At 45.9% G+C, this 23,035-nt stretch carries 24 protein-coding genes; 12 read left to right on the forward strand and 12 right to left on the reverse strand.

All coding sequences use genetic code 11. The annotated features are described in order from the left end of the window. The first annotated feature begins 19 nt into the window (after nt 1–19). The 5 genes from ICN29_RS04200 (at nt 20) to ICN29_RS04220 (ending at nt 6,059) form a co-directional block, all read left to right on the forward strand. Complete coding sequence (locus ICN29_RS04200) at nt 20–2,605, forward strand: ribonuclease E/G (protein ID WP_216130008.1); 2,586 nt, start codon at nt 20–22, stop codon at nt 2,603–2,605. A 93-nt stretch (nt 2,606–2,698) separates the two neighbouring features. Beyond that, the gene (gene moaA, locus ICN29_RS04205) at nt 2,699–3,835 is read left to right on the forward strand and encodes a GTP 3',8-cyclase MoaA (RefSeq protein ID WP_216130010.1); all 1,137 of its coding nucleotides are present in this window, start codon (nt 2,699–2,701) and stop codon (nt 3,833–3,835) included. Next, complete coding sequence (gene mobA, locus ICN29_RS04210; protein WP_216130012.1) at nt 3,835–4,440, forward strand: molybdenum cofactor guanylyltransferase MobA; 606 nt, start codon at nt 3,835–3,837, stop codon at nt 4,438–4,440. The genes moaA and mobA overlap by 1 nt, the downstream gene beginning before the upstream one ends. Continuing rightward, on the forward strand, nt 4,437–5,753 hold the full coding sequence (gene moeA, locus ICN29_RS04215; protein WP_216130014.1) for a molybdopterin molybdotransferase MoeA: 1,317 nt from the start codon (nt 4,437–4,439) through the stop codon (nt 5,751–5,753). Before mobA ends, moeA begins: the two co-directional genes overlap by 4 nt. Before the next feature lie 12 nt (nt 5,754–5,765). Further along, entirely contained in the window at nt 5,766–6,059 is a 294-nt protein-coding gene (locus ICN29_RS04220) for a hypothetical protein (protein ID WP_216130016.1), read from the forward strand. Nucleotides 6,060–6,148: 89 nt separating this feature from the next. Here the strand turns inward: ICN29_RS04220 and ICN29_RS04225 are convergent, their stop codons facing one another. Continuing rightward, complete coding sequence (locus ICN29_RS04225) at nt 6,149–7,135, reverse strand: 2-hydroxyacid dehydrogenase (RefSeq protein ID WP_216130018.1); 987 nt, start codon at nt 7,133–7,135, stop codon at nt 6,149–6,151. 48 nt (nt 7,136–7,183) lie between these two features. Continuing rightward, entirely contained in the window at nt 7,184–7,852 is a 669-nt protein-coding gene (locus ICN29_RS04230) for a DsbA family oxidoreductase (RefSeq protein ID WP_216130020.1), read from the reverse strand. Nucleotides 7,853–8,071: 219 nt separating this feature from the next. On the opposite strand from ICN29_RS04230, the gene ICN29_RS04235 reads away from it, so the two are divergent. The 3 genes from ICN29_RS04235 (at nt 8,072) to ICN29_RS04245 (ending at nt 11,855) form a co-directional block, all read left to right on the forward strand. After that, nucleotides 8,072–9,187 carry a TRAP transporter substrate-binding protein gene (locus tag ICN29_RS04235; RefSeq protein WP_216130022.1) on the forward strand — a complete coding sequence of 372 codons (1,116 nt, stop codon included), beginning with the start codon at nt 8,072–8,074 and terminating at the stop codon, nt 9,185–9,187. A gap of 126 nt (nt 9,188–9,313) precedes the next feature. Continuing rightward, nucleotides 9,314–9,982 (forward strand): TRAP transporter small permease subunit, encoded by a 669-nt coding sequence (locus ICN29_RS04240; protein WP_216130024.1) that lies wholly within the window; start codon nt 9,314–9,316, stop codon nt 9,980–9,982. After that, a complete protein-coding gene (locus tag ICN29_RS04245) occupies nt 9,975–11,855 on the forward strand; it encodes a TRAP transporter large permease (protein ID WP_216130027.1) in 1,881 nt (626 codons plus the stop codon). The genes ICN29_RS04240 and ICN29_RS04245 overlap by 8 nt, the downstream gene beginning before the upstream one ends. A 73-nt stretch (nt 11,856–11,928) precedes the next feature. Here ICN29_RS04245 and ICN29_RS04250 read toward each other — a convergent pair whose 3' ends face one another. Together ICN29_RS04250 and ICN29_RS04255 are read right to left on the reverse strand one after the other, a co-directional pair. After that, nucleotides 11,929–12,465, reverse strand: a complete 537-nt coding sequence (locus ICN29_RS04250) for a hypothetical protein (protein WP_216130029.1) — start codon at nt 12,463–12,465, stop codon at nt 11,929–11,931. 99 nt (nt 12,466–12,564) lie between these two features. Beyond that, the gene (locus tag ICN29_RS04255; protein WP_216130031.1) at nt 12,565–13,479 is read right to left on the reverse strand and encodes a 2-dehydropantoate 2-reductase; all 915 of its coding nucleotides are present in this window, start codon (nt 13,477–13,479) and stop codon (nt 12,565–12,567) included. Between the two features lie 175 nt (nt 13,480–13,654). Between ICN29_RS04255 and fdxA the strand changes: the two genes are divergently transcribed. Genes fdxA through ICN29_RS04275 form a run of 4 tightly spaced genes read left to right on the forward strand, consistent with a single transcriptional unit; the run spans nt 13,655 to nt 16,386 of the window. Beyond that, nucleotides 13,655–13,978, forward strand: a complete 324-nt coding sequence (gene fdxA / locus ICN29_RS04260) for a ferredoxin FdxA (RefSeq protein WP_216130033.1) — start codon at nt 13,655–13,657, stop codon at nt 13,976–13,978. Nucleotides 13,979–14,004: 26 nt separating this feature from the next. Then, nucleotides 14,005–15,051 carry an NAD(P)/FAD-dependent oxidoreductase gene (locus ICN29_RS04265; protein WP_216130035.1) on the forward strand — a complete coding sequence of 349 codons (1,047 nt, stop codon included), beginning with the start codon at nt 14,005–14,007 and terminating at the stop codon, nt 15,049–15,051. Nucleotides 15,052–15,085: 34 nt separating this feature from the next. Beyond that, nucleotides 15,086–15,880, forward strand: a complete 795-nt coding sequence (locus ICN29_RS04270) for a thymidylate synthase (RefSeq protein ID WP_216130037.1) — start codon at nt 15,086–15,088, stop codon at nt 15,878–15,880. A gap of 17 nt (nt 15,881–15,897) precedes the next feature. Next, nucleotides 15,898–16,386: a dihydrofolate reductase gene (locus tag ICN29_RS04275; RefSeq protein ID WP_216130039.1), complete on the forward strand. Its 489-nt coding sequence runs from the start codon at nt 15,898–15,900 to the stop codon at nt 16,384–16,386. A gap of 74 nt (nt 16,387–16,460) precedes the next feature. On the opposite strand, the gene ICN29_RS04280 is transcribed toward ICN29_RS04275, so the two are convergent. From ICN29_RS04280 to ICN29_RS04315, 8 genes are all read right to left on the reverse strand, one after another. Further along, nucleotides 16,461–17,303 (reverse strand): peptidylprolyl isomerase, encoded by an 843-nt coding sequence (locus ICN29_RS04280; RefSeq protein ID WP_216130041.1) that lies wholly within the window; start codon nt 17,301–17,303, stop codon nt 16,461–16,463. Nucleotides 17,304–17,353: 50 nt separating this feature from the next. Continuing rightward, complete coding sequence (locus ICN29_RS04285; RefSeq protein WP_255538056.1) at nt 17,354–17,674, reverse strand: hypothetical protein; 321 nt, start codon at nt 17,672–17,674, stop codon at nt 17,354–17,356. A gap of 38 nt (nt 17,675–17,712) precedes the next feature. Continuing rightward, nucleotides 17,713–18,306, reverse strand: a complete 594-nt coding sequence (gene msrQ, locus ICN29_RS04290) for a protein-methionine-sulfoxide reductase heme-binding subunit MsrQ (protein ID WP_216130043.1) — start codon at nt 18,304–18,306, stop codon at nt 17,713–17,715. 66 nt (nt 18,307–18,372) lie between these two features. Beyond that, nucleotides 18,373–20,601: a xanthine dehydrogenase family protein molybdopterin-binding subunit gene (locus ICN29_RS04295; protein WP_216130045.1), complete on the reverse strand. Its 2,229-nt coding sequence runs from the start codon at nt 20,599–20,601 to the stop codon at nt 18,373–18,375. A gap of 10 nt (nt 20,602–20,611) precedes the next feature. After that, complete coding sequence (locus ICN29_RS04300; RefSeq protein WP_216130047.1) at nt 20,612–21,109, reverse strand: (2Fe-2S)-binding protein; 498 nt, start codon at nt 21,107–21,109, stop codon at nt 20,612–20,614. A 133-nt stretch (nt 21,110–21,242) separates the two neighbouring features. Then, nucleotides 21,243–21,656, reverse strand: coding sequence for an ExbD/TolR family protein (locus ICN29_RS04305; RefSeq protein WP_255538057.1), 414 nt, complete (start codon nt 21,654–21,656; stop codon nt 21,243–21,245). A gap of 42 nt (nt 21,657–21,698) precedes the next feature. After that, nucleotides 21,699–22,337 carry a MotA/TolQ/ExbB proton channel family protein gene (locus ICN29_RS04310; protein ID WP_216130051.1) on the reverse strand — a complete coding sequence of 213 codons (639 nt, stop codon included), beginning with the start codon at nt 22,335–22,337 and terminating at the stop codon, nt 21,699–21,701. A gap of 18 nt (nt 22,338–22,355) precedes the next feature. After that, nucleotides 22,356–23,000, reverse strand: coding sequence for an energy transducer TonB (locus ICN29_RS04315; RefSeq protein ID WP_216130053.1), 645 nt, complete (start codon nt 22,998–23,000; stop codon nt 22,356–22,358). Nucleotides 23,001–23,035: the final 35 nt, after the last annotated feature.

Genomic DNA, 23,035 nt, shown 5'->3' on the forward strand with positions numbered 1-23,035 from the left:
TCCCCCATAGGAGAGTGTTATGAAACGCATGTTATTTAATGCAACTCAACAAGAAGAGTTGCGAGTTGCCATCGTCGATGGTCAAAAACTCATCGATATTGATATCGAAGCTGCCGGTCGCGAACAACGCAAAGGCAATATTTACAAAGGTGTTATTACCCGCATTGAGCCTTCCCTGGAAGCGTGCTTTGTCAACTACGGTGAAGAGCGTCATGGCTTTTTGCCGTTTAAAGAAGTTGCCAGAACCTATTTCAAAGAGGGTGTAGACGTTCGCAGTGCCTCCATCAAGGATGCCCTGCGCGAAGGTCAAGAAATCATTGTTCAGGTAGAAAAAGAAGAGCGCGGCCAAAAAGGCGCGGCCTTAACTTCCTTTGTATCCTTGGCTGGCCGTTATTTGGTATTAATGCCAAATAACCCACGTGGAGGCGGTGTTTCACGTCGCATTGAGGGTGAAGACCGTCAAGAACTCCGTGATGCCATGTCCCAATTAGATATACCCGACGGCATGAGCATCATTGCTCGTACTGCTGGTATTGGTCGTGATGCTACAGAATTGCAATGGGATTTAAGTTACCTCATGCAGTTGTGGAAAGCAATTGATGAAGCTGCTAAAGGTAATTCAGCACCACTATTGATTTATCTCGAATCTAGCTTAGTCATTCGCGCAATCCGCGATTACTTCCAGCCTGATATCGGTGAGATTCTGATCGATACCGATGATATCTATGAGCAAGCCGCGGCATTTATGTCGGTAGTAATGCCAGACAATCTGCCAAGAGTAAAGCGCTATCAAGATGATGTGCCTTTGTTCTCACGCTTCCAAATTGAACACCAAATTGAAACTGCGTACTCACGGACTGTGCCATTGCCATCTGGCGGCGCGATTGTGATCGACCACACTGAAGCCTTGGTTTCTGTTGACGTGAACTCTGCCCGTGCAACCCGCGGTTCTGATATTGAAGAAACAGCTACTCGTACTAACTTAGAAGCTGCCGATGAAATTGCCCGTCAAGCACGTTTACGTGACTTGGGTGGCTTGATCGTGATCGACTTCATTGATATGGAATCGAGCAAGGCTCAGAAAGATGTTGAGAATCGCCTGCGCGATGCTCTGCGTCATGACCGTGCCCGCGTTCAAATGGGCAAGATCTCCAGATTTGGCTTGATGGAAATGTCACGCCAGCGCTTGCGCCCGGCTCTTTCTGAAGGCAGTCATGTCACTTGCCCACGTTGTAACGGCACAGGCCATATTCGTGACACCGAGTCTTCTGCATTGCAAGTTCTGCGCATCATTCAAGAAGAAGCAATGAAAGAAAACACAGCCGCGATTCATACACAGGTACCAGTCGAAGTGGCTGCTTTCCTCTTAAATGAAAAACGTGCTGAAGTAATTAAGATTGAGACTCGCTTCAAAGTAAACGTCTTGATGGTGCCGAACAAGCATTTAGAAACACCGCATTACAAGTTAGAGCGCTTACGTCATGATGATCCACGTCTTGATGATCAAAAGGCGAGCTATGTGATGGCTGAAGAAGCTGCTCGTGAACTTGAGACCGACACCACAGTAAGCCGCAAAGATGCTGATGTGAAGGTTCGCCCTGAAGCAGCTGTGAAGGGCATTACTCCAACACAACCTGCACCTGTTAGCCAACCACGTCCAGCTCGTACTGAAAAAGTAGTAACTGAAAGCTCTGGTGGTTTATTTGGATTTATCAAGAAGATGTTCTCCTCCTCTCCTGCAGTAGAAGAGAAGCCAGCAGAAAACAATGCACGTGGCCGCAATCAAGGACGCAATGCCAATGGTGGCGATCGCAACCGTGGTCGTAATCGTCGTGGTGAGCGTACAGAACGTCCAGCAGCAAATGCAGCTGAGGGCGCTACCGAAGGTAATAGCGGCAACCGAAATAATCGAAATAATCGCAACGGCAATCGTAATCAAAATGGTCCAAAACCGGAGCGTCAAGCAAACCCTGCTGCAGTAAGTCCTGCAACTGAGGCTGCTCCTGGTAGTGAAGCTACACCAAGCGCTGATGGCGAAGGGCCTCGTGGTCGTAGTCGCAACCGTCGTGGTCGTGGCCGTGGCAGAAATGAGCGCGACGAAAGTGCTGAGCGTACTGAAGGTAATGCATCGAATGCACCTGCAGTATCTGCAAGTCCATTTGCAGGCCCTCCAGTAGGTATGGCTGGCGCATCCGCATCAATGCCGATTCAGAATCTTGCAAATAGTTTTGGTAATACAAAACCTGCTGCCCAAAAACAAGAAAGATCTGAAAGAGCCCCACGTGCTCCACGTCCATCAAATCGTCCCGCACAGAGCGCTCCGGTAGTAGTTGTTACCGCAGTTTCTACTCTTGAGGTGATTGCTAAACCTGCGCCAGAACTTCCAAAGATTGCCTTCCAGGCACTTGAAGAAACTCCTTTGCATAGCGTTGTGCAATCTGCTGGCATGATCTGGGTTGCTACTGATGCTTCTAAGCATGCAGAAGCACAAGGTCAGATTCAGCCTGAGCCAAGCAACTTAGGCAGAACACCTAAACCTGCAGCAAGCCTTCCAGAAGGACCAATGGTTTTAGTTGAAACTGGTGGCCAAGAAAAAACGGTTTAACGCTGATTTAAGCTTTTCTCCAGACTGTCATTTATCCCATAAAGATATTTGGCGGTTTGGCAGAAACACCGTTTCAAAGCCATAATTCAGAATATGGTTGAAAAAACAATCCCCACAACGTCCAAGGTCATTCCGATCCGCATTGATGAAGGCAAAGGTCTGACTCCGTCTATTGGGGCCCAACTGGTCGCACCTCACGGTAACACCCAAGATAAACGTGGACGCATCTTGCGTGACCTCCGCATCTCTGTCACTGATCGCTGTAACTTCCGCTGCACTTATTGCATGCCTAAAGAAGTCTTTGATCAAAACTACCCTTATCTGTCCCACAAAGAGCTTTTGAGCTTTGAAGAAATTACTCGCTTAACTTCCATCTTTTCGACATTGGGTGTTGAGAAGATTCGCTTGACTGGTGGCGAACCACTCCTGCGCAAGAACTTAGAAGTGCTGATTGACATGCTAGCAAAGGTACGGACACCAGACGGTAAACCACTAGATCTCACCTTGACGACCAATGGCAGCATCCTTCGCAAGAAAGCGACTGCCTTAAAAGCTGCTGGTCTTCAACGACTCACTATTAGCTTAGATGGTTTAGATGATGGCATCTTTAAGAAAATGAATGATGTCGACTTTCCGGTGGCTGATGTTTTAGATGGCATTGCCGCTGCGCAAGAGGCTGGCTTTGAAAACATCAAAATCAATATGGTGGTGAAAAAAGGAACAAACGATCATGAGATCGTATCCATGGCAAAACACTTCAAAGGTAGCGGCATCACTCTACGATTTATTGAATTCATGGATGTTGGTAGTTCTAATGGTTGGAATATGGCAGAGGTGCTACCCTCCAAAGAAGTGATCGCCAGAATCAATGCAGTATTTCCATTAGAAGCGATCGAAGCCAATTACTCCGGGGAAGTGGCTCAGCGCTGGCGCTATGTCGATGGCTCAGGTGAGATTGGTGTCATCTCTAGTGTTACCCAAACCTTTTGCCACGAATGTACTCGCGCCCGCATTTCTACTGATGGGCAAATGTACCTCTGTCTTTTTGCGAATGAAGGATTTGATTTCAAGACCTTATTACGCTCGGGCAACAGTGATGCAGAAATTGCGAACGCCATTATGAATACTTGGGCAGCACGTGATGATCATTATTCTGAGATTCGTGGGTCCCATACTGCAAACCCATCGACTGGTTCTCGTAAAGTCGAAATGTCTTACATCGGCGGCTAATGATTTCCCCCGAACAAATCACTGGCCTCATACTGGCTGGCGGTCGAGCCCAACGCATGGGTGGTATCGATAAAGGACTCATTCCCTTTCTAGGTAAACCGCTGATTGAATCTACAATTACCAGACTTAAGAGCCAAGTTGGCCAAATCCTCATTAACGCTAATCGCAACATTACAAAGTACGCTAGTTATGGCTACCCTGTCATCATGGATGAGACGACTGATTTTTCAGGGCCGCTAGCTGGCTTTGCTGCTGGCCTCAAGGTATGCAAAACACCTTATCTACTGACTACACCCTGTGATTCACCTTTGCTGCCAACCGATTTAGGCATCAAACTAGCGACTGAGATGACCCGCGGTGACTTTCAACTGGTATATGCCTCAACTAAAGAGACGGATGGCAAGGTCTGGGCACAACCCGTTTTTTGCTTAATGCGAGCTGATCTTCAAGCGTCCCTGGAAACATTTCTGCAAAAAGGCGATCTCAAAATTGATCGTTGGTTTAAAGAGTTGGATAGTAGTACTGTCGTGTTTGAAGATGCGCAAGTATTTGCTAACGTCAACACCCCTGAAGAATTAAAACGCTTAGAAGAGGCCTTCGTATGAAGCACTCACCAAATAGCCCTATTCTTCTCACTTCATCACTACACGTCGATGAAGCCCGTAAAGCCATTTCTCAATTAGTCAACGAACTGATTGAAGAGTCCAAAGCCATAGGCGATTTAGCTGATCTCGAAACTGTTTCTCTAGATCAAGCAATTAATCGCATCCTGGCTGAAGATTTACTCTCTCCCATTGATGTTCCTGCAGCTGATAACTCAGCGATGGATGGCTATGCTTTTGACGGTAAATGCCTCGGTACTAGTGACGCTACTATCTCGCTGAAAATTGTAGGGACCGCCTTGGCTGGCAAACCCTATGAAGGTAGGATTAATTCTGGGGAGTGCCTCAAGATCATGACTGGTGGCGTGATGCCAAATGGCTGCGACACCGTGATCCCACAGGAATTGACCAGTTCCCAAACAGAAACGCAGATTGAATTTCATCAAAACCAATTAAAGCCTGGTGAGAACCGTCGCTTGCGTGGCGAAGATCTTCAACAAGGCAAGAGTGCAATTGCAGCAGGTCGTTTATTACGCCCATCGGATTTAGGTTTAGCAGCATCACTCGGAATCTCCACTCTCAAAGTGAAGCGCAAACTGAAGGTGGCAATTTTGTCCTCTGGGGATGAGCTGCGGTCCTTAGATCAAACCTTGGATGCTGGCAGTATTTATGACAGCAACCGCTATAGCCTGACTGGTTTACTGAATCGCCTTAACCTCGAGATCATTGATTGCGGCATCGTGCGCGATGATCCAGCTTCACTGAAAAAAGCATTCATTGACGCTGCCACAAAAGCAGATGTACTCATCTCTTCTGGAGGTGTCTCGGTTGGGGAGGCAGACTTTACTAAGCAGATCATGCAAGAGTTGGGGGATGTCGGGTTCTGGAAAATTGCGATGCGCCCTGGTCGACCAATGGCTTTTGGGATTTTGAAGGCCATTGCTGGTAAATCATCTGCACGCAAAACCTTGTTCTTTGGCCTGCCTGGCAACCCAGTAGCAGTAATGGTCACTTTCTATCAATTTGTGAGGAGCGCACTCTTGCAACTGAATGGTGCAAACCAAACCGAGCCCCCAATCACTCAAGCAATCTCTGAGGTGCCTATCCGTAAAAAACCGGGCCGTACCGAGTTTCAACGTGCCATCTTAGGGCGGAGTAGCGATGGACGCCCAAGCGTGAGACTGACTGGCAGCCAAGGCGCTGGTATTTTGCGCTCGATGAGTGAGGCGAATTGTTTTGTCATCCTCGCTCACGACCAAGGAAATATTTCTGCTGGCGACTGGGTAGATGTAGCGCTTTTTGATGGACTGCTTTAAGATTGCGTCATCATGAAACTTAGCAAAAAAGAACTCGTCTTCCTCGACCCAATGCACACCGCCAAAACATTGGTTTTGGTATACCTCTGCTTCTCCGTTCCAATCGTCTTATTGGCGCTATTCGTTGCCTTTATTCGTGATGGTGCTATTCCCGGATTTACAGTCTTATCTGCCCTGATTCTGAATGCCTTGTTAGGCTTTGGCTTATTGTGGATTGCTTGCAAGGTTTATAACTGGGTTGCTGGCAAATTCGGTGGAATTGAATTAGCCTTACGAGACTTACCAGAAGAAATTGACGCTGAGTAATTAGTCAAACTTCTTAGCCACAAAGCAATAAAGCCGAGCAATGCTCGGCTTTATTTTTTATCACTCTACTTGCTTGAGTTTTATTTTTACTAAGCTTTAAATACTTCCTGATTAATCAGGCTTGGTGGTTTCTTACCCGCAAGTGCAGCACGTAAATTTTCTACCGCTAAATCGATCATCGCCCTGCGCGTTTTTTCAGTTCCACTCGCAATGTGCGGAGCTAAGACCACATTGCTCAGTTTGAGTAATTCGGGATTTACTTTTGGTTCACCCTCAAATACATCTAGGCCTGCAGCAAAGATCTTTTTCTCTTTGAGCGCTTGCGCCAAAGCTGCATCATCCACAATACCGCCACGCGCAATGTTTACCAGGGTTGCAGTCGGCTTCATGAGCGCGATTTCTTTTGCACCAATGGTGTGATGATTCTCTGTTGTGTATGGCAATACCAAAATGACGTGATCAGCCGTACGAAGCAATTCCTCTTTAGAGACATACTTTGCAGCACAGGCTTTTTCATCAGACTCAGGTAGACGGCTGCGATTGTGATAAATCACATTCATTCCAAAACCGAGGGCGCGCTTTGCAATGCCTTGACCAATACGGCCCATACCAATAATGCCAAGTGTGCTGTGATGTAAATCCATACCTAAAGGATTAGTCACAATCGACCACTTATCCCACTTGCCATCTCTGATCCAGCGCTCAGACTCGGTAACACGCCTTGCTGTTGCCATTAATAATGCAAATCCAAAATCAGCAGTGCTATCAGTTAATACGTCTGGCGTATTACTAGCCATCACACCTGCTGCAGTAATTGCAGGCACATCAAAATTGTTATAGCCCACTGAAATATTAGCCACTATCTTTAAATTTTTAGCGTTAGCCAAAGCAGCCGCATCAATGCGCTCGCTACCCGTTACCAAGGCACCTGCCACGCTGGAGAGCTCTTTTTGCAATTCCTCAGCTGTAAAAACTTGATCAGCTTGATTGGAGCGAACTTCAAAAGACTCCTCTAGCTTGGCTAGCAAATCAGGGAATATTGCTCTTGCTACTAAAACTTTAGGTTTGTTGCTCATTTCTTTCCTTGTATTAATTTGGTAACCAACAATTTCACTGCATGAATTTTAAGTGACCTGAGGAGATTCTGCGATCACTTCTTTGAGAGAGGCCTCGAGAATATCCAAGGGTTGTGCGCCTTGTAATACATACTTGCCATTTAATATCAGGGTTGGCACCGCATTGATACCTTGATCTGTATGGCGGGTCTCTTGGGCTTTTACCTCTTTGGCGTACAGCCCCTCTTCTAAGACTTTTTTTGCTTGGCTTGGATCTAAGTGGGCTCTTTGCACCGCATCTAATAAGTGCTCACGTTTATCAAAATCGGCCGCAAGACAAAAGTAAGTGTTGAAGAACTCTCTTTTTAAATTGAGCTGACTAGCTAGGCCATGCTCGTGCCCAGCCCAGTACAGCAAACGATGAGCATCAAAAGTGTTGTATATCTTCTTTCGCCCCTCAGGATGAAAATTAAAACCTGCGGCTGCAGCACGCTCGCGAATATTGGCTTGATTAGCTTTGACCTGTTGCTCAGAAATCCCATATTTTTTACCAAGATACTCAATCGCATTCTCACCGCCAAGTTTCATCTGGGGGTTTAGCTCAAATGGCTCAAAATGAATGTCAAATTCAGCTTGGTCTTTGAGGCGTTCCATTGCTTGCTCGAGGGTTCCCAGCCCAACTGCGCACCATGGGCAGCCTATATCGGAAACAAAGTCAATTTTGATGGTGGGTTTCATGCTCACATAGTGTACTCAAGCGCTGGTTGCTTGAAGTGGCAAATTTAGGCTCAAACCAGGAAATTGCAGGATCTTTATTGCTGCAATGCACAATAAAAATAGTACTTGTTTCAAGGGGAAACCCTCAACCCTATTTACCCTAATTTAGAATAAGCTCTCTATAGGATTTATCACGTCCAGAAGTTAATTTTTTTATAAAAATGATCACAGGAGATTTAGATGTCAGAGACAAATAACACTAGCCCTCGCCGTAAGTTCCTAAAGAACGCTGCTGTTGGTAGCGCCGGCGCTGCTGCAATGGGCTTCCCAATGATTTCTAGCGCGCAAACCATTAATTTGCGCTTTCAATCCACTTGGCCAGCTAAAGATATTTTCCACGAGTACGCTAATGACTACGCTACAAAAATCAATGCGATGTCAGGTGGCCGTCTCAAAATTGAAGTGCTGCCTGCTGGTTCAGTAGTAAAAGCATTCGATATGTTGGACGCTGTATCTAGCGGAACATTGGATGGCGGTCATGGTGTTTTGGCATATTGGTATGGCAAAAGCCCAGCACTAGCACTATGGGGATCAGGCCCTGCTTTTGGTATGGATGCTAATACCGTTCTTGCCTGGAACCAATACGGTGGCGGTCAGCAATTACTCAATGAAATTTATAGCGACCTGAAGCTTGATGTCGTTTCATTCCCTTATGGCCCAATGCCAACACAGCCACTAGGTTGGTTTAAAAAGCCAATCGCTAAAGCGGATGACTTGAAGGGCTTGAAGTACCGTACTGTTGGTCTCTCAATTGAGATCTTCACAGATATGGGCGCATCAGTTCAAGCTTTACCTGGCGGCGATATTATTCCAGCAATGGATCGTGGTGTATTAGATGCAGCTGAGTTTAATAATGCGTCTTCAGATCGCTTGCTTGGCTTCCCAGACGTATCTAAAATCTGCATGCTGCAAAGCTTCCACCAGTCTTCAGAGCAGTTTGAAATTATCTTCAACAAGAAGAAATTCAACTCCTTGCCTGCAGATCTTCAGGCTATTCTGACTTATGGAACTCAAGCCGCTTCTCAGGATATGTCATGGAAAGCAATTGATCGCTACTCCAAAGACTTCGCAGAACTCCAAACAAAAGACAAGGTCAAGTTCTACGCTACACCGAAGTCTATTTTGGTAGCCCAGTTGAATGCTTGGGACAAGATTATTGCTAAAAAAGCTGCTGAAATCCCAATGTTCAAGAAAGTGCTTGATTCACAAAAAGCCTTTGCTCAACGTGCAGTTCGCTGGGATTTGCTGGTGAATGTGGATATGAAGATTGCTTACGACCATTATTTCAAGGCCTAAACCCCTTCAAAGCCCTCTGGGCTTATGTAATAATGTGCCCTAATGCGCATCTTGACCGGACGGCATCCCCGTCCGGTTTTTTTATATTTCCCTAGAGAAATAGTTCGTTGTCTTAGGAGAGTGGTTATGGATAAATTCATGCTAACAGTAGACGAAATCAGCACCTTTGTAGGTAAAGCTGCTGCTTGGCTTGTTGTTCTACTAATGCTGATGGTTTTTACAGACGTCGTCAGACGCTATGCACTTAACTCCCCTTCCGCATGGATTGGTGAGTTATCTGTCATGGCTTATGGCACCTTATTTATGATTTGTGGCGCCTATACTTTGGCACAAAATGGTCACGTTCGCGGTGACTTCCTTTACGGGTCAATGAAACCACGCACCCAAGCTACATTAGATTTAATCCTATATATCACCTTCTTCCTGCCAGGAATCGCCGCTTTGATTTATGCCGGTTATACCTATGCTGCAGAATCATGGCGCATCGGTGAGCACACCACTCAGATTGCAAATGGTCCGCCGCTCTATCCCTTCAAGACCATTATTCCGATTGCAGGAGCCTTTGTCATGCTGCAAGGTGTTGTAGAGATCTTGCGTTGCATTGTTTGCCTCAAAACAGGTGAATGGCCTGAACGATTAAAAGATGCTGAAGAAATTGATGTGATTGAACAGCAATTGGCCGCTTCTACCCACGTTGATGAAGAGTCCCGTCAACAAGCAATCAAAAATGCCAAATCCATCGATGAAGCAGCACACCATCGTATTGGTCAAACTAAAGAGATAAATCATGAGTGATCCAATTCTTGGCTTAGCCATGCTCGGTCTGATTATTGTTGTAATCATGCTGGGCTTCCCAACCGCCTTTACCCTGATGGGTTTAGGCATGATGTTTGGTTTTGTAGCCTTTTATGACCCATCGCAAAGCTGGGCTGCAAACAAAGTATTTACCTTGATGGTGCAAAGAACTTTCGGGGGTATGACTAACGACGTCTTGCTATCCATTCCGCTCTTTGTATTAATGGGATATGTGATGGAACGAGGAGCGCTAGTAGATAAGATGTTCTACAGTATCCAGCTCGCATTCCGTCGTGTACCTGCCTCATTAGCCGTAGCTACTCTGATTGTTTGTACCTTCTGGGGTATTGCAAGCGGTCTCGTTGGTGCGGTAGTGGTTCTCATGGGCGTGATCGCCATGAAGCCGATGATGAATGCTGGCTACGATACGCGCCTGGCTGCTGGCGTTATTACTGCCGGCGGAACCTTGGGTATTTTGATCCCGCCTTCGGTCATGATCATTGTTTATGCCGCTGTTGCAGGCCAATCTGTGGTTAAGCTCTATGCTGCTGCAATGGTGCCAGGCTTCTTCCTCGCATTCTTATACTTGGTCTACATCATTGGCTGGGCTTTAATTAATCCGAAGGTTGCGCCTAAGCTTCCCCCTGAGCAATTGATCGTGCCAGTGCCTGCACCTATTCGCTTTTTAGGTGAGCACTACTCAAAAAATATGTTGCTTGCCTCATTTAAAGCTTTATTTTCTCCTGCTAAGTTACTCAACGCACCAGCTGAGGCAAGACTCACTATCAAGCAGATTATTAAGAATGTCTTGGCAGCATTAACTCCATTCTTTTTGATAGCAGTCACTATGTGGGGCGTATGGTGGTATGTCATTATTCATCAGCAAGCTGAAAAAGATGCACAAAATGTTCCAGTAGCAACGCAGGTTGCTAAAGCCGCTCCCACTGCTGCTGCCGAGCCAGTCGAGGAAGCTTTAGTGGCTATCGATGCTACCTCTAACAAAACTAAATCTAAAGAAGTTGAGGAAGATGCGCCTTTAGTTGCCTTAGATGCAGCCTCTGGAGATGACCCAATTGAAGCTGGAGCAGTAGCGGAAGCTGATAATGGTCCGCCAGAAAACTTTGGACTGTACTTTGGTTTGACATGCGTACTCTTTGGGCTCTTGTTGGTTTACTACTACATCAAGTTAGATGAAGAACAGTTTGAAATTCTGAAGCTACTGATTGAGTCGGTGATGCCATTGGGTGTTCTTACGCTCTTGGTGTTAGCCGTGATCTTGCTCGGTATTACTACTGCTACTGAGTCTGCGGCGGTGGGTGCATTAGGCGCTTTCATTCTGGCACTTCATGCTGGCACCTTAGATTTTGAGCGCACCAAGCAGGCAGTATTTTTGACAGCGAAAACAACCTCGATGGTGTGCTGGTTGTTCGTAGGCTCAGCACTCTTCTCAGCTGTGTTTACCATTTTGGGTGGTCAATCGATCATTGAGCAATGGGTCCTGAAGTTAGACCTCACACCAATTCAGTTCATGCTGCTCTCGCAAGCGATCATCTTCTTCTTGGGATGGCCTTTAGAGTGGACTGAAATTATTGTGATTTTCGTGCCAATCTTCCTGCCTTTGTTGACTCACTTCAACATCGATCCACTTCTGTGGGGCACCTTGGTATTCGTGAACCTGCAAGCAGCGTTCTTGTCACCACCGGTGGCGATGTCTGCCTTCTATCTCAAAGGTGTATCACCGCCAAGCGTTACGCTTAACCAGATTTTTGCAGGCATGATGCCTTATATGTTCATCGTGATTGCCTGTATGGTCTTCATGTACATCTGGCCAGGCATGACATTATGGTTGCCGAAGTTCCTCTACGGAGGTTGATAGGCTAGGTTGTTTTACTAAAAGAAAAAGCGCTCTTCACGGAGCGCTTTTTTATGTCGACTATCGAGATGAACTAGGCAGCCTGTTTTAGCAGTTCACTATTAGTCTTGCCTAAAGCAATGGTAAATAAACCTTGCCAGTAATTAAATGCTGCCAACTCATCCTCATCTAGCTCCATCTCAAAAAAAGCAGGATGACGGATTAAAGAAAGCCAAATACGGCAAAACATCTTATCCTCGAGACGAGAGGGTTTGCTAATAAATGGAAGCTCCTCAAGATTGGGAATGATTTCGTAGACTTCAGTATTGACCATTTCTTGCTTATCTCTACTCAAGCGCATCATTTCAAGCATCACGCGGCCCAACTGATCGTAATGGCCCTGCCAGCAAATGGGGGTTGCTGCAATCTCTTTTGTCTTCTCTAAATACTTACGGGCAAACTCACTCCAGGCATGCGCTAAATCAAACTCTGTCTTTACCTTAGCGTTTTGCAAGGTAGTAGGCAGATTAGTAGACTTCATTAACTCTAGAGTGCGATCGCTCCCAAAGGTGTAATCAATGATTAATAATGGCTTTGCTGTTTTATCGATCTTTAGCCGATACTCTTCCATGGTCTACTCTTTCCTAATGGGGTTTGTTGATACCGATGCCTAAAGTGTAATCAATTGAGGTTTAGCTTTAGAAAATCAAGTGCTAGGGAAAGCCCTTGCTTAAACTGTCTGCTTACTCTCAACTGCCATATGGGTGTAAGCAATTTTTAAGAGTGGGCAATCTATAGCGCCATTACTAGTAAAGCCAATCAAATCACCCAAGATATGCTGATGCTCATTTTTCTTACCAGCCAGCAAGTCTCTGAGCATCGAAGCGGTAAAGGGAGATCCTTCTTTCGTCAAGATTTCTTCAGAAGTGGCTTGAGTCTTCTGGGAAATCGGATGTTTTTGGCTCGCAGCAATAGCGCAGCATTCTGCAAACATACGCTTACTGAGCTCTTTGCCATCAGGCGTTGCTGCAATCTCGCCAATCGAGCCACGACAGATCGTTGTCATGCCCGCTAAGGTCGCCAGGAACACCCATTTATCCCACAGGGCTTGCTCAATATCCTCCTTGTAAAAGGAGTCAAAATCGGTTTTTTGACATAGTGCAAATAATTCTTGGCATAACGCTACTTGTTCTGGCGTTCTAGGACCGATTGTCAATGAGCCTAATTCAGTCAACTGCTTTACTGAACCTGTTTCAGAAATGGTTGCCGCAATATGCGCTACGCCACCCATAACGCGCTCTTTGCCAAACTGACGATCTAAAGTTTGAAGATGTGTGTAACCATTCAAAAAAGGGAGGATGATTCCCTTTGAACTCGCTTTAGCGATCGACTTTAAAGAGTCCGCCAAATCAAAGGCTTTGCACGCCAAAATAATCAGGTCATAAACAGGCTCTAGCTGATCAGCCAAGACCGTTTTAGGATGGATCGTAAAGTTACCCTTAGGGGTCTCGATTGTTAAGCCCTGATCCAAAATGAGCTGCTGCCGTTGCTTGCGCAATAGATAGGTGATATCTGCGCCCGCCTGCTGCAGCTTGGCGCCAAAGAAACCGCCAATACCACCTGCTCCAACAATCAGTATTTTCATAATAGATGCTCTTTTTGATTAATTTCGACCCCCAAGGATAGCTCCGATTTTCTAAAGCCGCCAAAAGGGCCTTTGGACTTAGAAATTGGGCTTCACCTGAAAAATTGGCTATTTCGGCTAAAATTGAGGTTTTATAAATAACAGCCCCCTTTAGGGGTTCTTCAGACTAAAGACTATGACTTACGTTGTTACTGAATCCTGTATCCGCTGCAAATACACCGACTGTGTTGATGTTTGTCCAGTTGACTGTTTTCGTGAAGGCCCCAATTTTTTAGTGATCGACCCAGATGAGTGCATTGACTGTGCTGTCTGTGTTCCAGAGTGTCCTGTAAATGCAATTTATGCTGAAGATGATGTGCCTAGCGATCAACAGGCCTTCATTAAGATCAATGCTGATCTATCTTCCTCTTGGACTTCTATTACCAAGTCAAAAGCAGGGCTTCCTGATGCGGATGAGTGGAAAGATGTTAAAAATAAACTCGATCAGCTAGTAAAGTAATTTCTTAATCTCCCCTTCGAGAATTCGTGCTGCACTCACCCACACAAACCGACGCTGTCATTATTGGCGCGGGGCCTGTGGGTCTTTTTCAAGTCTTTGAACTTGGCCTGCTAGAAATCAAAGCGCATGTGATTGATTCTCTTCCAGAAGCTGGTGGACAATGCATCGAGCTTTATCCAGATAAACCGATTTACGATATTCCAGCAATTCCTGTCTGCACTGGACGTGAGCTTACCGAAAATCTACTCAAGCAAATCAAACCATTTGGTGCTCAATTTCATTTAGGGCAAGAAGTGACTCAACTTGAAAAACAAGCCGATGGTCGTTTTTTAATTACCACATCTAAAGACCAGCACTTCTTAAGTAAGACTGTCTTTATTGCTGGTGGTGTAGGAGCCTTTCAGCCTCGCACCTTAAATCTTGATGGCATAGAAGCTTTTGTGGGTAAACAGGTTTTCTACAGCGTCAAGAATCCCGACCAATTTACCGGTAAAAAGATTGTGATTTGCGGTGGTGGTGATGCTGCCTTAGATTGGGCGCTACATTTTGTAGATAAGGCTGCCAGCGTCACTCTCATTCATCGGCGTGATGACTTTAAAGCAGCGCCTGCATCGATTGCCAAAATGCGTGAGCTTTGCAAAAACCAGCAAATGCAATTACTCATTGGTCAAATTATCAACTACGAAGCTGAGCATAATCAGATCTCAAAAATCAGCGTTACTGATATTGATGGTAAAGATCATTCGATTGCAGTAGATGATCTTCTGATCTTTTTTGGTCTTTCACCCAAACTTGGTCCGATTGCTGATTGGGGACTAGATATTGACCGCAAACAAGTGGCTGTCGATACCGAGAAATTTCAGACCAGTATTCCCGGAATATATGCTGTCGGGGACATTAATATTTACCCAGGCAAGAAAAAACTCATTCTGTCGGGGTTTCATGAGGCGGCATTGGCAGCCTTTGCCGCGGCCGCTTATCTGAACCCAGAAAAACATATCCAACTCCAATACACCACGACCTCAACAAAGCTTCACAAGGTTCTTGGGGTGAGCCCGGCCACATTCGAGTAAGCTATCACTACTAGCCATTTTTACCTATATTCATATGCGCCAATACCACGATCTCATGAAAGAAGTCCTTGCCAAAGGCGTCCAAAAGTCCGATAGGACGGGTACAGGCACTATCTCGGTATTTGGGCATCAGATGCGCTTTAACTTAGCTGATGGCTTTCCGATGGTCACGACCAAGAAGCTTCACCTCAAATCCATCATCTATGAGTTGCTCTGGTTTCTTAAAGGCAGCACCGATAACAATTGGCTTAAAGAGCGTGGCGTATCGATTTGGAATGAATGGGCAGCCCCTGATGGCGAACTGGGTCCGATCTACGGTTACCAGTGGCGCTCATGGCCAGCCCCTAACGGCAAACATATTGATCAAATCTCTGAAGTAGTAGAAACCATCAAGAAGAATCCGGATTCACGTCGCATTATTGTGTCCGCATGGAACGTAGCAGATATTCCACGCATGGCTTTAGCGCCCTGCCATGCCTTCTTTCAGTTCTACGTTGCCGATGGTAAGTTATCCTGCCAACTCTATCAACGCAGCGCTGATATTTTCTTAGGCGTCCCGTTCAACATAGCTAGCTATGCCCTACTCACACACATGATGGCGCAACAATGTAATTTAGAGGTTGGTGATTTTATTTGGACTGGTGGCGATTGTCATCTGTACAGTAACCACTTAGAACAAGTAGATCTCCAGTTATCGAGAGATTTCTTCCCATTGCCAAAGCTGAACATTCTGCGCAAACCAGATTCTATTTTTGATTACGAGTTCGAAGATTTTGAAATCCTCGGCTACGAATCGCATCCGCACATCAAAGCGCCAGTAGCGATCTAAGAACAAGAGAGCAATTAATGACACAGCCTGCTATTTCCATGATTGTTGCGCGCTCGCGCAATCACGTCATTGGCCGTGATAACCAAATGCCCTGGAAGATCTCTGCTGACTTGCAATTCTTTAAGCGCGTTACCATGGGCCACCCCGTCATCATGGGCCGCAAGACTTGGGAATCGATTGGCCGACCACTGCCTGGCCGTCGTAATATTGTGGTGAGTCGTAATGCGCAGTTTCAGCCGGAGGGAGCAGAGCTTGCAGGCTCTTTAGAAGAGGCCTTAAATCGCTTAAGTGAAGCGCCACGCGTATTTGTGATTGGTGGTGAGCAGCTCTTTAAGCAAGCTTTTGCTAAAGCAGATCGCCTTTACATTACTGAAATTGATATCGACATAAACGATGGTGATACCTTCTTCGAGGTTCCTGATGAAGCCTCTTGGAAAGAGATTGAACGTACTCCAGGAGTTGAGGGCGATATCACTTTTAATTTTGTGACACATGAGCGCAAATAAGCATAGATTCAAATAATGATTACATAATAAAAAAGAGCTCCGAGGAGCTCTTTTTTCATCATCGAGAAAACGCTTTACTGCACTACGATCTTAGATTCCTTGGCGATCTGTGATAAAAACTCAAATTGCTTTCTTTGCGCTAAGCCATTCCGAATCGCAGGCTTAGCTTGTTCGAATGAAGGTGGCTTACTGCTTCTCTTATCTTCAAGCTTCAGTAAATACCAGCCCTGCTGCATCTGAATAGGAGCTTGTGATACCTGGCCTTTAGCCAGATTTAACAATACCGCTGAAATTTGTGGTGCCAGCTGCCCAGCCTGAACCCAACCCACTGCGCCACCTTGTACTCGATTGGGCGCAAGAGAAATACTCTTTGCCACCTTATCAAAAGGCTCGCCCTTTTTAATACGACTTAATGCTGCTTGCGCATCGGCTTCAGTGGCAATCGCAATATCACTCACCTTATATTCGACCATCATCCCCGTAGGACCAAGCGAGGCAATCTCTTTGTTGTACTCAGCCTGCATATCAGCCTCGCTGATTGGGTTTTGCGCCATAAATGTAGATAGCTCAAGATCTGCTAAATAATTTTGACGAATCAACATGAGTTGAGTGTTTGCTTTTTCAGAGTTTGCTAAACCATCTTTTTCAGCACGCTGAGAAAGGAGTAATACTTCAATAAATTTCTGGACTACTGCTTTACGAAGATCAGGAGAATCTTGCTGACCTTGAGAAGTAGCCATCTTAATACCCTGCTCCACCATGTCGTTGGTGATGATTGCGCCATTCACAGAAGCTGCAGCATTAATTGGTAAACCACTGAGCTGAGCAGATGCACTAGCAATCAATCCTGCTGATAAAAAACTGGCAGTAAGTAAAGTGCTTAATTTCGATTTAAATTGGGAAGAAAATAAATTCATGAGACTGAGTCTTTCTAAAAATGAACCTTAATGTTAACAGTAGCCTAAAGCTAGAAGCGATAAACAGGGGCGCTTGTTGGGGTATAGGGATCAGCTGATTGGGTTTCAATCGCCTCTGCCTCTTGCTCACCTTGTGGGGGGCTGAAATACTTCGAATTTCCAGGCGGCTGTTTTGTCAAATCCATCTCACGCGCAGGAGTCGCTACCGGGCCAAAAGGACCTTCCGCTGGTGAGATAGGTTGATGGTTGAATTCTCGCAATTGCTCAGAGGTATAGGCGGGGCCCGTCTGCGAACCCTTGGGCGGTGGACCTTGAGTTGCTGAGCAACTCGTTAAGGCAAGGCAGAGCAGAAGTCTGGGGTAGGTATTCATTAAGCTATTGTATGAGAGTACTATTCCGTACTCTTAAATCAGGAGCGTATTTTTTGCAGCCACGTTCGTAACCACGGCAAGCGGCATAAGAGCAGCAGCAAAATAACTACTCCATAGACAGAAACTGTCTGTAAATCATTTTTGCCGGCCTTATGCCACCAATAATGAATCACTGCTGTACAAGCAATTACATAAACCAGCTTATGAAGTAAGCTCCAGCGCCTGCCTAAGACTCGCACAGCCCAGTGATTTGATGTCAAAGCTAACGGAATGAGAAGTACGAATGTCGTAAAACCCATTGTGATAAAGGGGCGCTTGACTACGTCAGCCCACATTGCCTGAAGATTGATATTTTGATCAAGCCAAAACCAAATTGCAAAATGCATACAGGCATAAAAGAAACAGAAGAGGCCAAACATCCGACGCCACTGAACCCAAGCAACCCAGCCAGTAAGTAAGCGCATTGGCGTCATTGCCAAAGTAACACACAAAAATACGAGCGCCCAAGTACCAGTGGAACGAGTTACAAACTCGATAGGATTGGCTCCCAAATCATCCCCAAAGCCAAGCCATAGCAAGCGCCCTAATGGCAATAGAGAAATGAAAAATAGGATGCTCTTGAGATACTTCATCAGTGCATATTAAACGACCCACCGTTTAAAGGATGGGTCGCATTCATCAGAAACTGCACTAGCACTCTAAGCTAAACTCAAACCCTCTCTACTGAGGGGGAAGTTACGCACTGGCCTGCCTATAGCCGCAGAGATGGCATTGGCAACTGCAGGGCCAACAACGCAGATAGTCGGCTCACCTACACCACCCCAAAAATCGTAAGTCGGGACTAGAACGGTCTCAATCCTTGGGGTTGAGGCCAGCTTGAGTAGTGGGTAGGTATCGAGGTTTTGCTGCTTAATACGACCATTCTCCACGGTAATCTCTGGATTAAATATTGCTCCCAATGCCATTGCTACAGAGCCCTCAATCTGCTCACGCGTCAAATAGGGATTAACCACATGACCGCAATCTAATGCAAAAACTAAGCGACTAATTTTGACAACATTATTTTTTACCGAGACCTCGGCAACGCAAGCGGAATAACTAGCATAGCCCATGAACTGCGCGACCCCACGATAGGTACCTGCAGGCAACGGCTTATCCCAATTGGCTTTCTTGGCAGCAGCATTCAAAACACCTAAATGCTTTGGATGGCTTTGCATTAGCACTTGCCTAAATTGCACTGGGTCTTTACCAGCCGCCTTGGCACACTCATCCATAAAGCATTCCATGAAGATGCCGTTCTGATTGGTATTTACACCGCGCCATGGACCTACAGGAACATGTGTATTCTTCATCACATATTCGGTGAGCAGGGTTGGGAAGGTATAACCCAACTGGGCATCAGGGCCTTTTTCATAAAGACCTTGCAGTTGACGCTCATCCTTGCCATTCTTAATTGCGGTAGGTGCCAGAGTAGCATTAATTGACTGGCCTGACACTTTGATATGCATACCTGTCAAATTGCCAGCATTATCTAGACCAGCACTCATCTTGGCCATCGCAATTGGATGGTAATAGTCATGAGTTAAATCTTCTTCACGACTCCAAACTGCTTTTACTGGTATCCCTGGAAATTGCTGCGCTACTTTGGCTGCAAAAGTAGTGAAGTCTTGTGTAGATCCACGACGGCCTAAACCACAACCAGAATCCAATTTATACACTTCGCAGTTGGCAAGTGGTATCCCTGTTGCCTCTGAAAGCGCTGCATGTGAGCCTTCGCCATTTTGAGTGGGAACCCAGGCTTCTGCTCGATTGCCAACAATTTTAACGGTAGCATTCATAGGCTCCATCGTGACGTGCGCTCTAAATGGCGTGTAATAAATGGCTTCTACTTTTTTATTGGCACTATTAATAGCCGCAGGTGCATCGCCTTCTTTGCGCTGCCAAAAGTCTCCTTGCTCATCTAAGCCATCCTGAAGCATTTTTTCAATACCAGCCTGTGAAGTACTTGCACCCTTACCCTCATCCCAGACAATGGGTAAAGCATTCAGTGCAGTATTAGCACGCCACCAAGTATCTGCAACGACGGCAAGTGTACTGTCGTTAATTTTGACAACGCCCTTCACACCACGCATGCCTGCGATTTTGGTCTCGTCATAGCTGACTAATTTGCCACCAAATACAGGACATGCCTTAACAGAGGCGCATAGCATATTTGGTAACTGCAAATCAATGCCATATACCTTTGTGCCATTTACCTTATTAGCTGAATCAATGCGCGCATAGGGCTGCCCAGCAACCTTCCAATTCCGAGGATCTCGTAAAGTAATCGACTTAGGATCAGGGGGAGTCAAAGTGGATGCTAATTGTGCAACCTTGCCATAAGTGGTTTTTCGCCCTGTTGGAGTATGGGTGATAACCCCTTTATCTACCTTAAGTTCACTGACTGGCACATTCCATTGCTTTGCTGCTGCCTCTAAAAGCATGATGCGAGCTGCTGCTGCACCACGGCGCACGTAGTCTTCAGAAATCCGAATACCCCGACTACCGCCGGTACCATGCTCTCCCCACACACGTTTACGAGTTAAGCTTTGACCAGGTGTTGCGGATTGGGTTTTGACTTTCTTCCAGTTGCATTCCAACTCTTCAGTAACGAGTTGAGCTAAGCCAGTGCGCGTACCCTGCCCCATTTCTGAGCGGGCAATTCTGATGTAGACAGTTTCATCGGGAGCAATACTGACCCAAGCATTGACTTCATCATCACCAAACTTGGTTGGTGTATTTGGATCGTATTGAACACCTGCTGCATAAGCTAAATCCGGTATAGCACCAATTCCTAACATCAAGCCACCGCCAACAAGCGTGCCCTTGATAATGAAATCTCGACGTGCGAGGCTCTCTAGGGAGATATTTTTATTATTCATTGTCATATTATTCTCCTTAACCACGTGTTGCAGGAGTAGCGTCATACTGCGCCAAGACTTCTATCAAGGTCTTTTGGCCTGAGGCAACATGAATCCCATCGCGAATCTTTTGATAGGTGCCACAACGACAAACGTTAGCCATGGCACTATCAATATCAGCATCGCTCGGTTTCGGAATTTTCTTTAATAGAGCAGCAGCGGCCATTACCTGACCAGATTGACAATAGCCACACTGTGGCACGTCTAGTGCAATCCAAGCTTTTTGAACAGGATGTGAATTGTCTTTAGAAAGTGCTTCAATGGTTGTGATCTTGGCAGAACCCACTGCCGAAACCGGTATGGAGCAAGAACGCACTAGCTCGCCATTGAGATAGACACTGCAAGCACCACACTGCGCAACTCCGCAGCCATACTTGGTACCAGTCAGGCCAATGCTCTCACGAATTGCCCATAACAAAGGCATATTGGGTTCAACGTCAATATTATGAATTTGACCATTCACATTAAGCTGCATGCTGCCTCCTGTTTTTTATTATCAAATCACTATAAATGATTATTGGCTTGCTGCAGTCGCACAAGAATTTCACTAAATGAAAAGGCCCAGCAAACTAGCCGGGCCCCAATCAATACAGCGTAGAAAGGAACAATTAAGGGGCAGTTTTCCCGGCCAGGGTAACAAAGGAAAGCTTCACCATGCCAGCCGATTGAGATAGGGCCATCAGCTCGGCAACTCGGCCGTAAGGCACTGCTTTATCAGCCTGAATTGCTAAAGAAGCTTCGGGATTGCTAGAGGCTGCATTGAGGGCCTTTTCTAGCTCTTTATCATTTACAGGGCTGCCATCTAGAGTTAAGGCGCCACTACTATCGATGGTTAACTGTAATTTCTTACCCTTATCTTCTAGAGTCACTGCCGTAGTCTTCGGAAGATTGACCTTCATTGACTGCGGAACAATCAGCGGAGCCGTCAGAATAAACACCACCAACAAAACCAACATCACATCTACCAGTGGCGTGACGTTAATTTCAGCCATTGCACCCATGCCACTATCGTTTTTTTGCATCTGCATAATCTATGCCCTCAATATTCTTTTAATGACTGCTTTTTACCGTTTTTCAATTTGACTCGAAGCCAAGCGCAAGAAAGACTCAATGAACGACTCTAAGTCCATGGTTGCTAACTTCAGACGGCGAAGGAAGTAGTTGTAAAACAAGACCGCGGGAATCGCCGTTGCAATACCAATTGCAGTAGCAATCAAGGCTTCACCAATTGGACCTGCAACCACGTCGATGTTGGCAGCACCGCTTTTACTGATACTTTCAAGCGCATGCATAATGCCCCAGACCGTCCCAAACAATCCAATAAATGGGGAGATTGAGCCGATGGTTGCTAACTCATTAAGACCCTGCTCATGGCGACGTAAAATATTCACCAGCGTCCGACGCATGGGTTGCTGAAGAACCTCATTGGGCTCACCGATAAAGCGCAGACCCACTGGGTTTTTCTGAAATTGATCGTATTCGAGATAGCCGGACTTAGCCAAGGTGCTGATATCGCCTTTGCCATTCTCTGCAACTACCTTACCCGCATTCCAGTCTTTTGCATCCCAGAACTCCTTACGGAATTGCTCGCCCTCTTTCTCAGCACGGCCGTATTCACGGAACTTAATGAATGCGATTGTCCACGTGATGATAGACATCAATATAAGTAATAGCAGGACGCCATTAACGACAGTAAATTCCATATCAAGCCTCTTTCTTCTTTAGGTATTTTTTAATCCAAATCGAATCGGTACCTTCACCCACTGATCCACAATTTTGCCATTCTGCTTGGCAGGAACAAACTTCCACTTCTTAACAGTATTGAGCGCTGAATCATCCAAGGAATCAAAACCGCTCGTTCTTGCTAACTGCACTTCATCCACTTCTCCGGAAGGCAGAACATGCACACGCAGAATCACAGTACCTTCTTGGCGATTCTGAAAAGCAAAACTAGGGTATGGTGGCTTAGGATTATTTAAATACGCCGCCTTGTAATCCGCATCCGTAGTTTGTACGCTATCCGAACTGCTGCTGGACTGCGCAGGCGCTGAGGGCTGACTTTGCTCTACCGGAGCTTTTTGAACAGCGTCAGGGGATTTTTCTTGAGTTTTGGGAGGCGCTGGTTTTTGCTGTGGCTGTGGTGGCGTTGGCTTTGCTGTGCTGAAAGGAGCAGAGCTCAACTCGATCGTAATATCTGCCTTTTTCTTGACCTTAAAGTCTGGCAAACCATATTTACCAATAATCCACACCAGAATATGGGCCACCAGTACAAAGACAACGATCTTCCAAAAGTTTTTGAAAGGAGTATCCGAACCCCCGCCTAAAAAGGGATTGGAATAAGTGCTTTGGAGCAAGTTCTGATTCATATGTTTATTGTATTTAGATCATATTCTGCATGAAT

The sequence above is a fragment of the Polynucleobacter nymphae genome, assembly GCF_018882155.1.
Classification (GTDB): Bacteria; Pseudomonadota; Gammaproteobacteria; order Burkholderiales; family Burkholderiaceae; genus Polynucleobacter; species Polynucleobacter nymphae.

Coding starts and splice junctions, on each gene's coding strand:
- ICN29_RS04200 (WP_216130008.1), top strand. CDS start 20: ATGAAACGCATGTTATTTAATGCAACTCAACAAGAAGAGTTGCGAGTT.
- moaA (WP_216130010.1), top strand. CDS start 2,699: ATGGTTGAAAAAACAATCCCCACAACGTCCAAGGTCATTCCGATCCGC.
- mobA (WP_216130012.1), top strand. CDS start 3,835: ATGATTTCCCCCGAACAAATCACTGGCCTCATACTGGCTGGCGGTCGA.
- moeA (WP_216130014.1), top strand. CDS start 4,437: ATGAAGCACTCACCAAATAGCCCTATTCTTCTCACTTCATCACTACAC.
- ICN29_RS04220 (WP_216130016.1), top strand. CDS start 5,766: ATGAAACTTAGCAAAAAAGAACTCGTCTTCCTCGACCCAATGCACACC.
- ICN29_RS04225 (WP_216130018.1), bottom strand. CDS start 7,135: ATGAGCAACAAACCTAAAGTTTTAGTAGCAAGAGCAATATTCCCTGAT.
- ICN29_RS04230 (WP_216130020.1), bottom strand. CDS start 7,852: ATGAAACCCACCATCAAAATTGACTTTGTTTCCGATATAGGCTGCCCA.
- ICN29_RS04235 (WP_216130022.1), top strand. CDS start 8,072: ATGTCAGAGACAAATAACACTAGCCCTCGCCGTAAGTTCCTAAAGAAC.
- ICN29_RS04240 (WP_216130024.1), top strand. CDS start 9,314: ATGGATAAATTCATGCTAACAGTAGACGAAATCAGCACCTTTGTAGGT.
- ICN29_RS04245 (WP_216130027.1), top strand. CDS start 9,975: ATGAGTGATCCAATTCTTGGCTTAGCCATGCTCGGTCTGATTATTGTT.
- ICN29_RS04250 (WP_216130029.1), bottom strand. CDS start 12,465: ATGGAAGAGTATCGGCTAAAGATCGATAAAACAGCAAAGCCATTATTA.
- ICN29_RS04255 (WP_216130031.1), bottom strand. CDS start 13,479: ATGAAAATACTGATTGTTGGAGCAGGTGGTATTGGCGGTTTCTTTGGC.
- fdxA (WP_216130033.1), top strand. CDS start 13,655: ATGACTTACGTTGTTACTGAATCCTGTATCCGCTGCAAATACACCGAC.
- ICN29_RS04270 (WP_216130037.1), top strand. CDS start 15,086: ATGCGCCAATACCACGATCTCATGAAAGAAGTCCTTGCCAAAGGCGTC.
- ICN29_RS04275 (WP_216130039.1), top strand. CDS start 15,898: ATGACACAGCCTGCTATTTCCATGATTGTTGCGCGCTCGCGCAATCAC.
- ICN29_RS04280 (WP_216130041.1), bottom strand. CDS start 17,303: ATGAATTTATTTTCTTCCCAATTTAAATCGAAATTAAGCACTTTACTT.
- ICN29_RS04285 (WP_255538056.1), bottom strand. CDS start 17,674: ATGAATACCTACCCCAGACTTCTGCTCTGCCTTGCCTTAACGAGTTGC.
- msrQ (WP_216130043.1), bottom strand. CDS start 18,306: ATGAAGTATCTCAAGAGCATCCTATTTTTCATTTCTCTATTGCCATTA.
- ICN29_RS04295 (WP_216130045.1), bottom strand. CDS start 20,601: ATGACAATGAATAATAAAAATATCTCCCTAGAGAGCCTCGCACGTCGA.
- ICN29_RS04300 (WP_216130047.1), bottom strand. CDS start 21,109: ATGCAGCTTAATGTGAATGGTCAAATTCATAATATTGACGTTGAACCC.
- ICN29_RS04305 (WP_255538057.1), bottom strand. CDS start 21,656: ATGCAAAAAAACGATAGTGGCATGGGTGCAATGGCTGAAATTAACGTC.
- ICN29_RS04310 (WP_216130051.1), bottom strand. CDS start 22,337: ATGGAATTTACTGTCGTTAATGGCGTCCTGCTATTACTTATATTGATG.
- ICN29_RS04315 (WP_216130053.1), bottom strand. CDS start 23,000: ATGAATCAGAACTTGCTCCAAAGCACTTATTCCAATCCCTTTTTAGGC.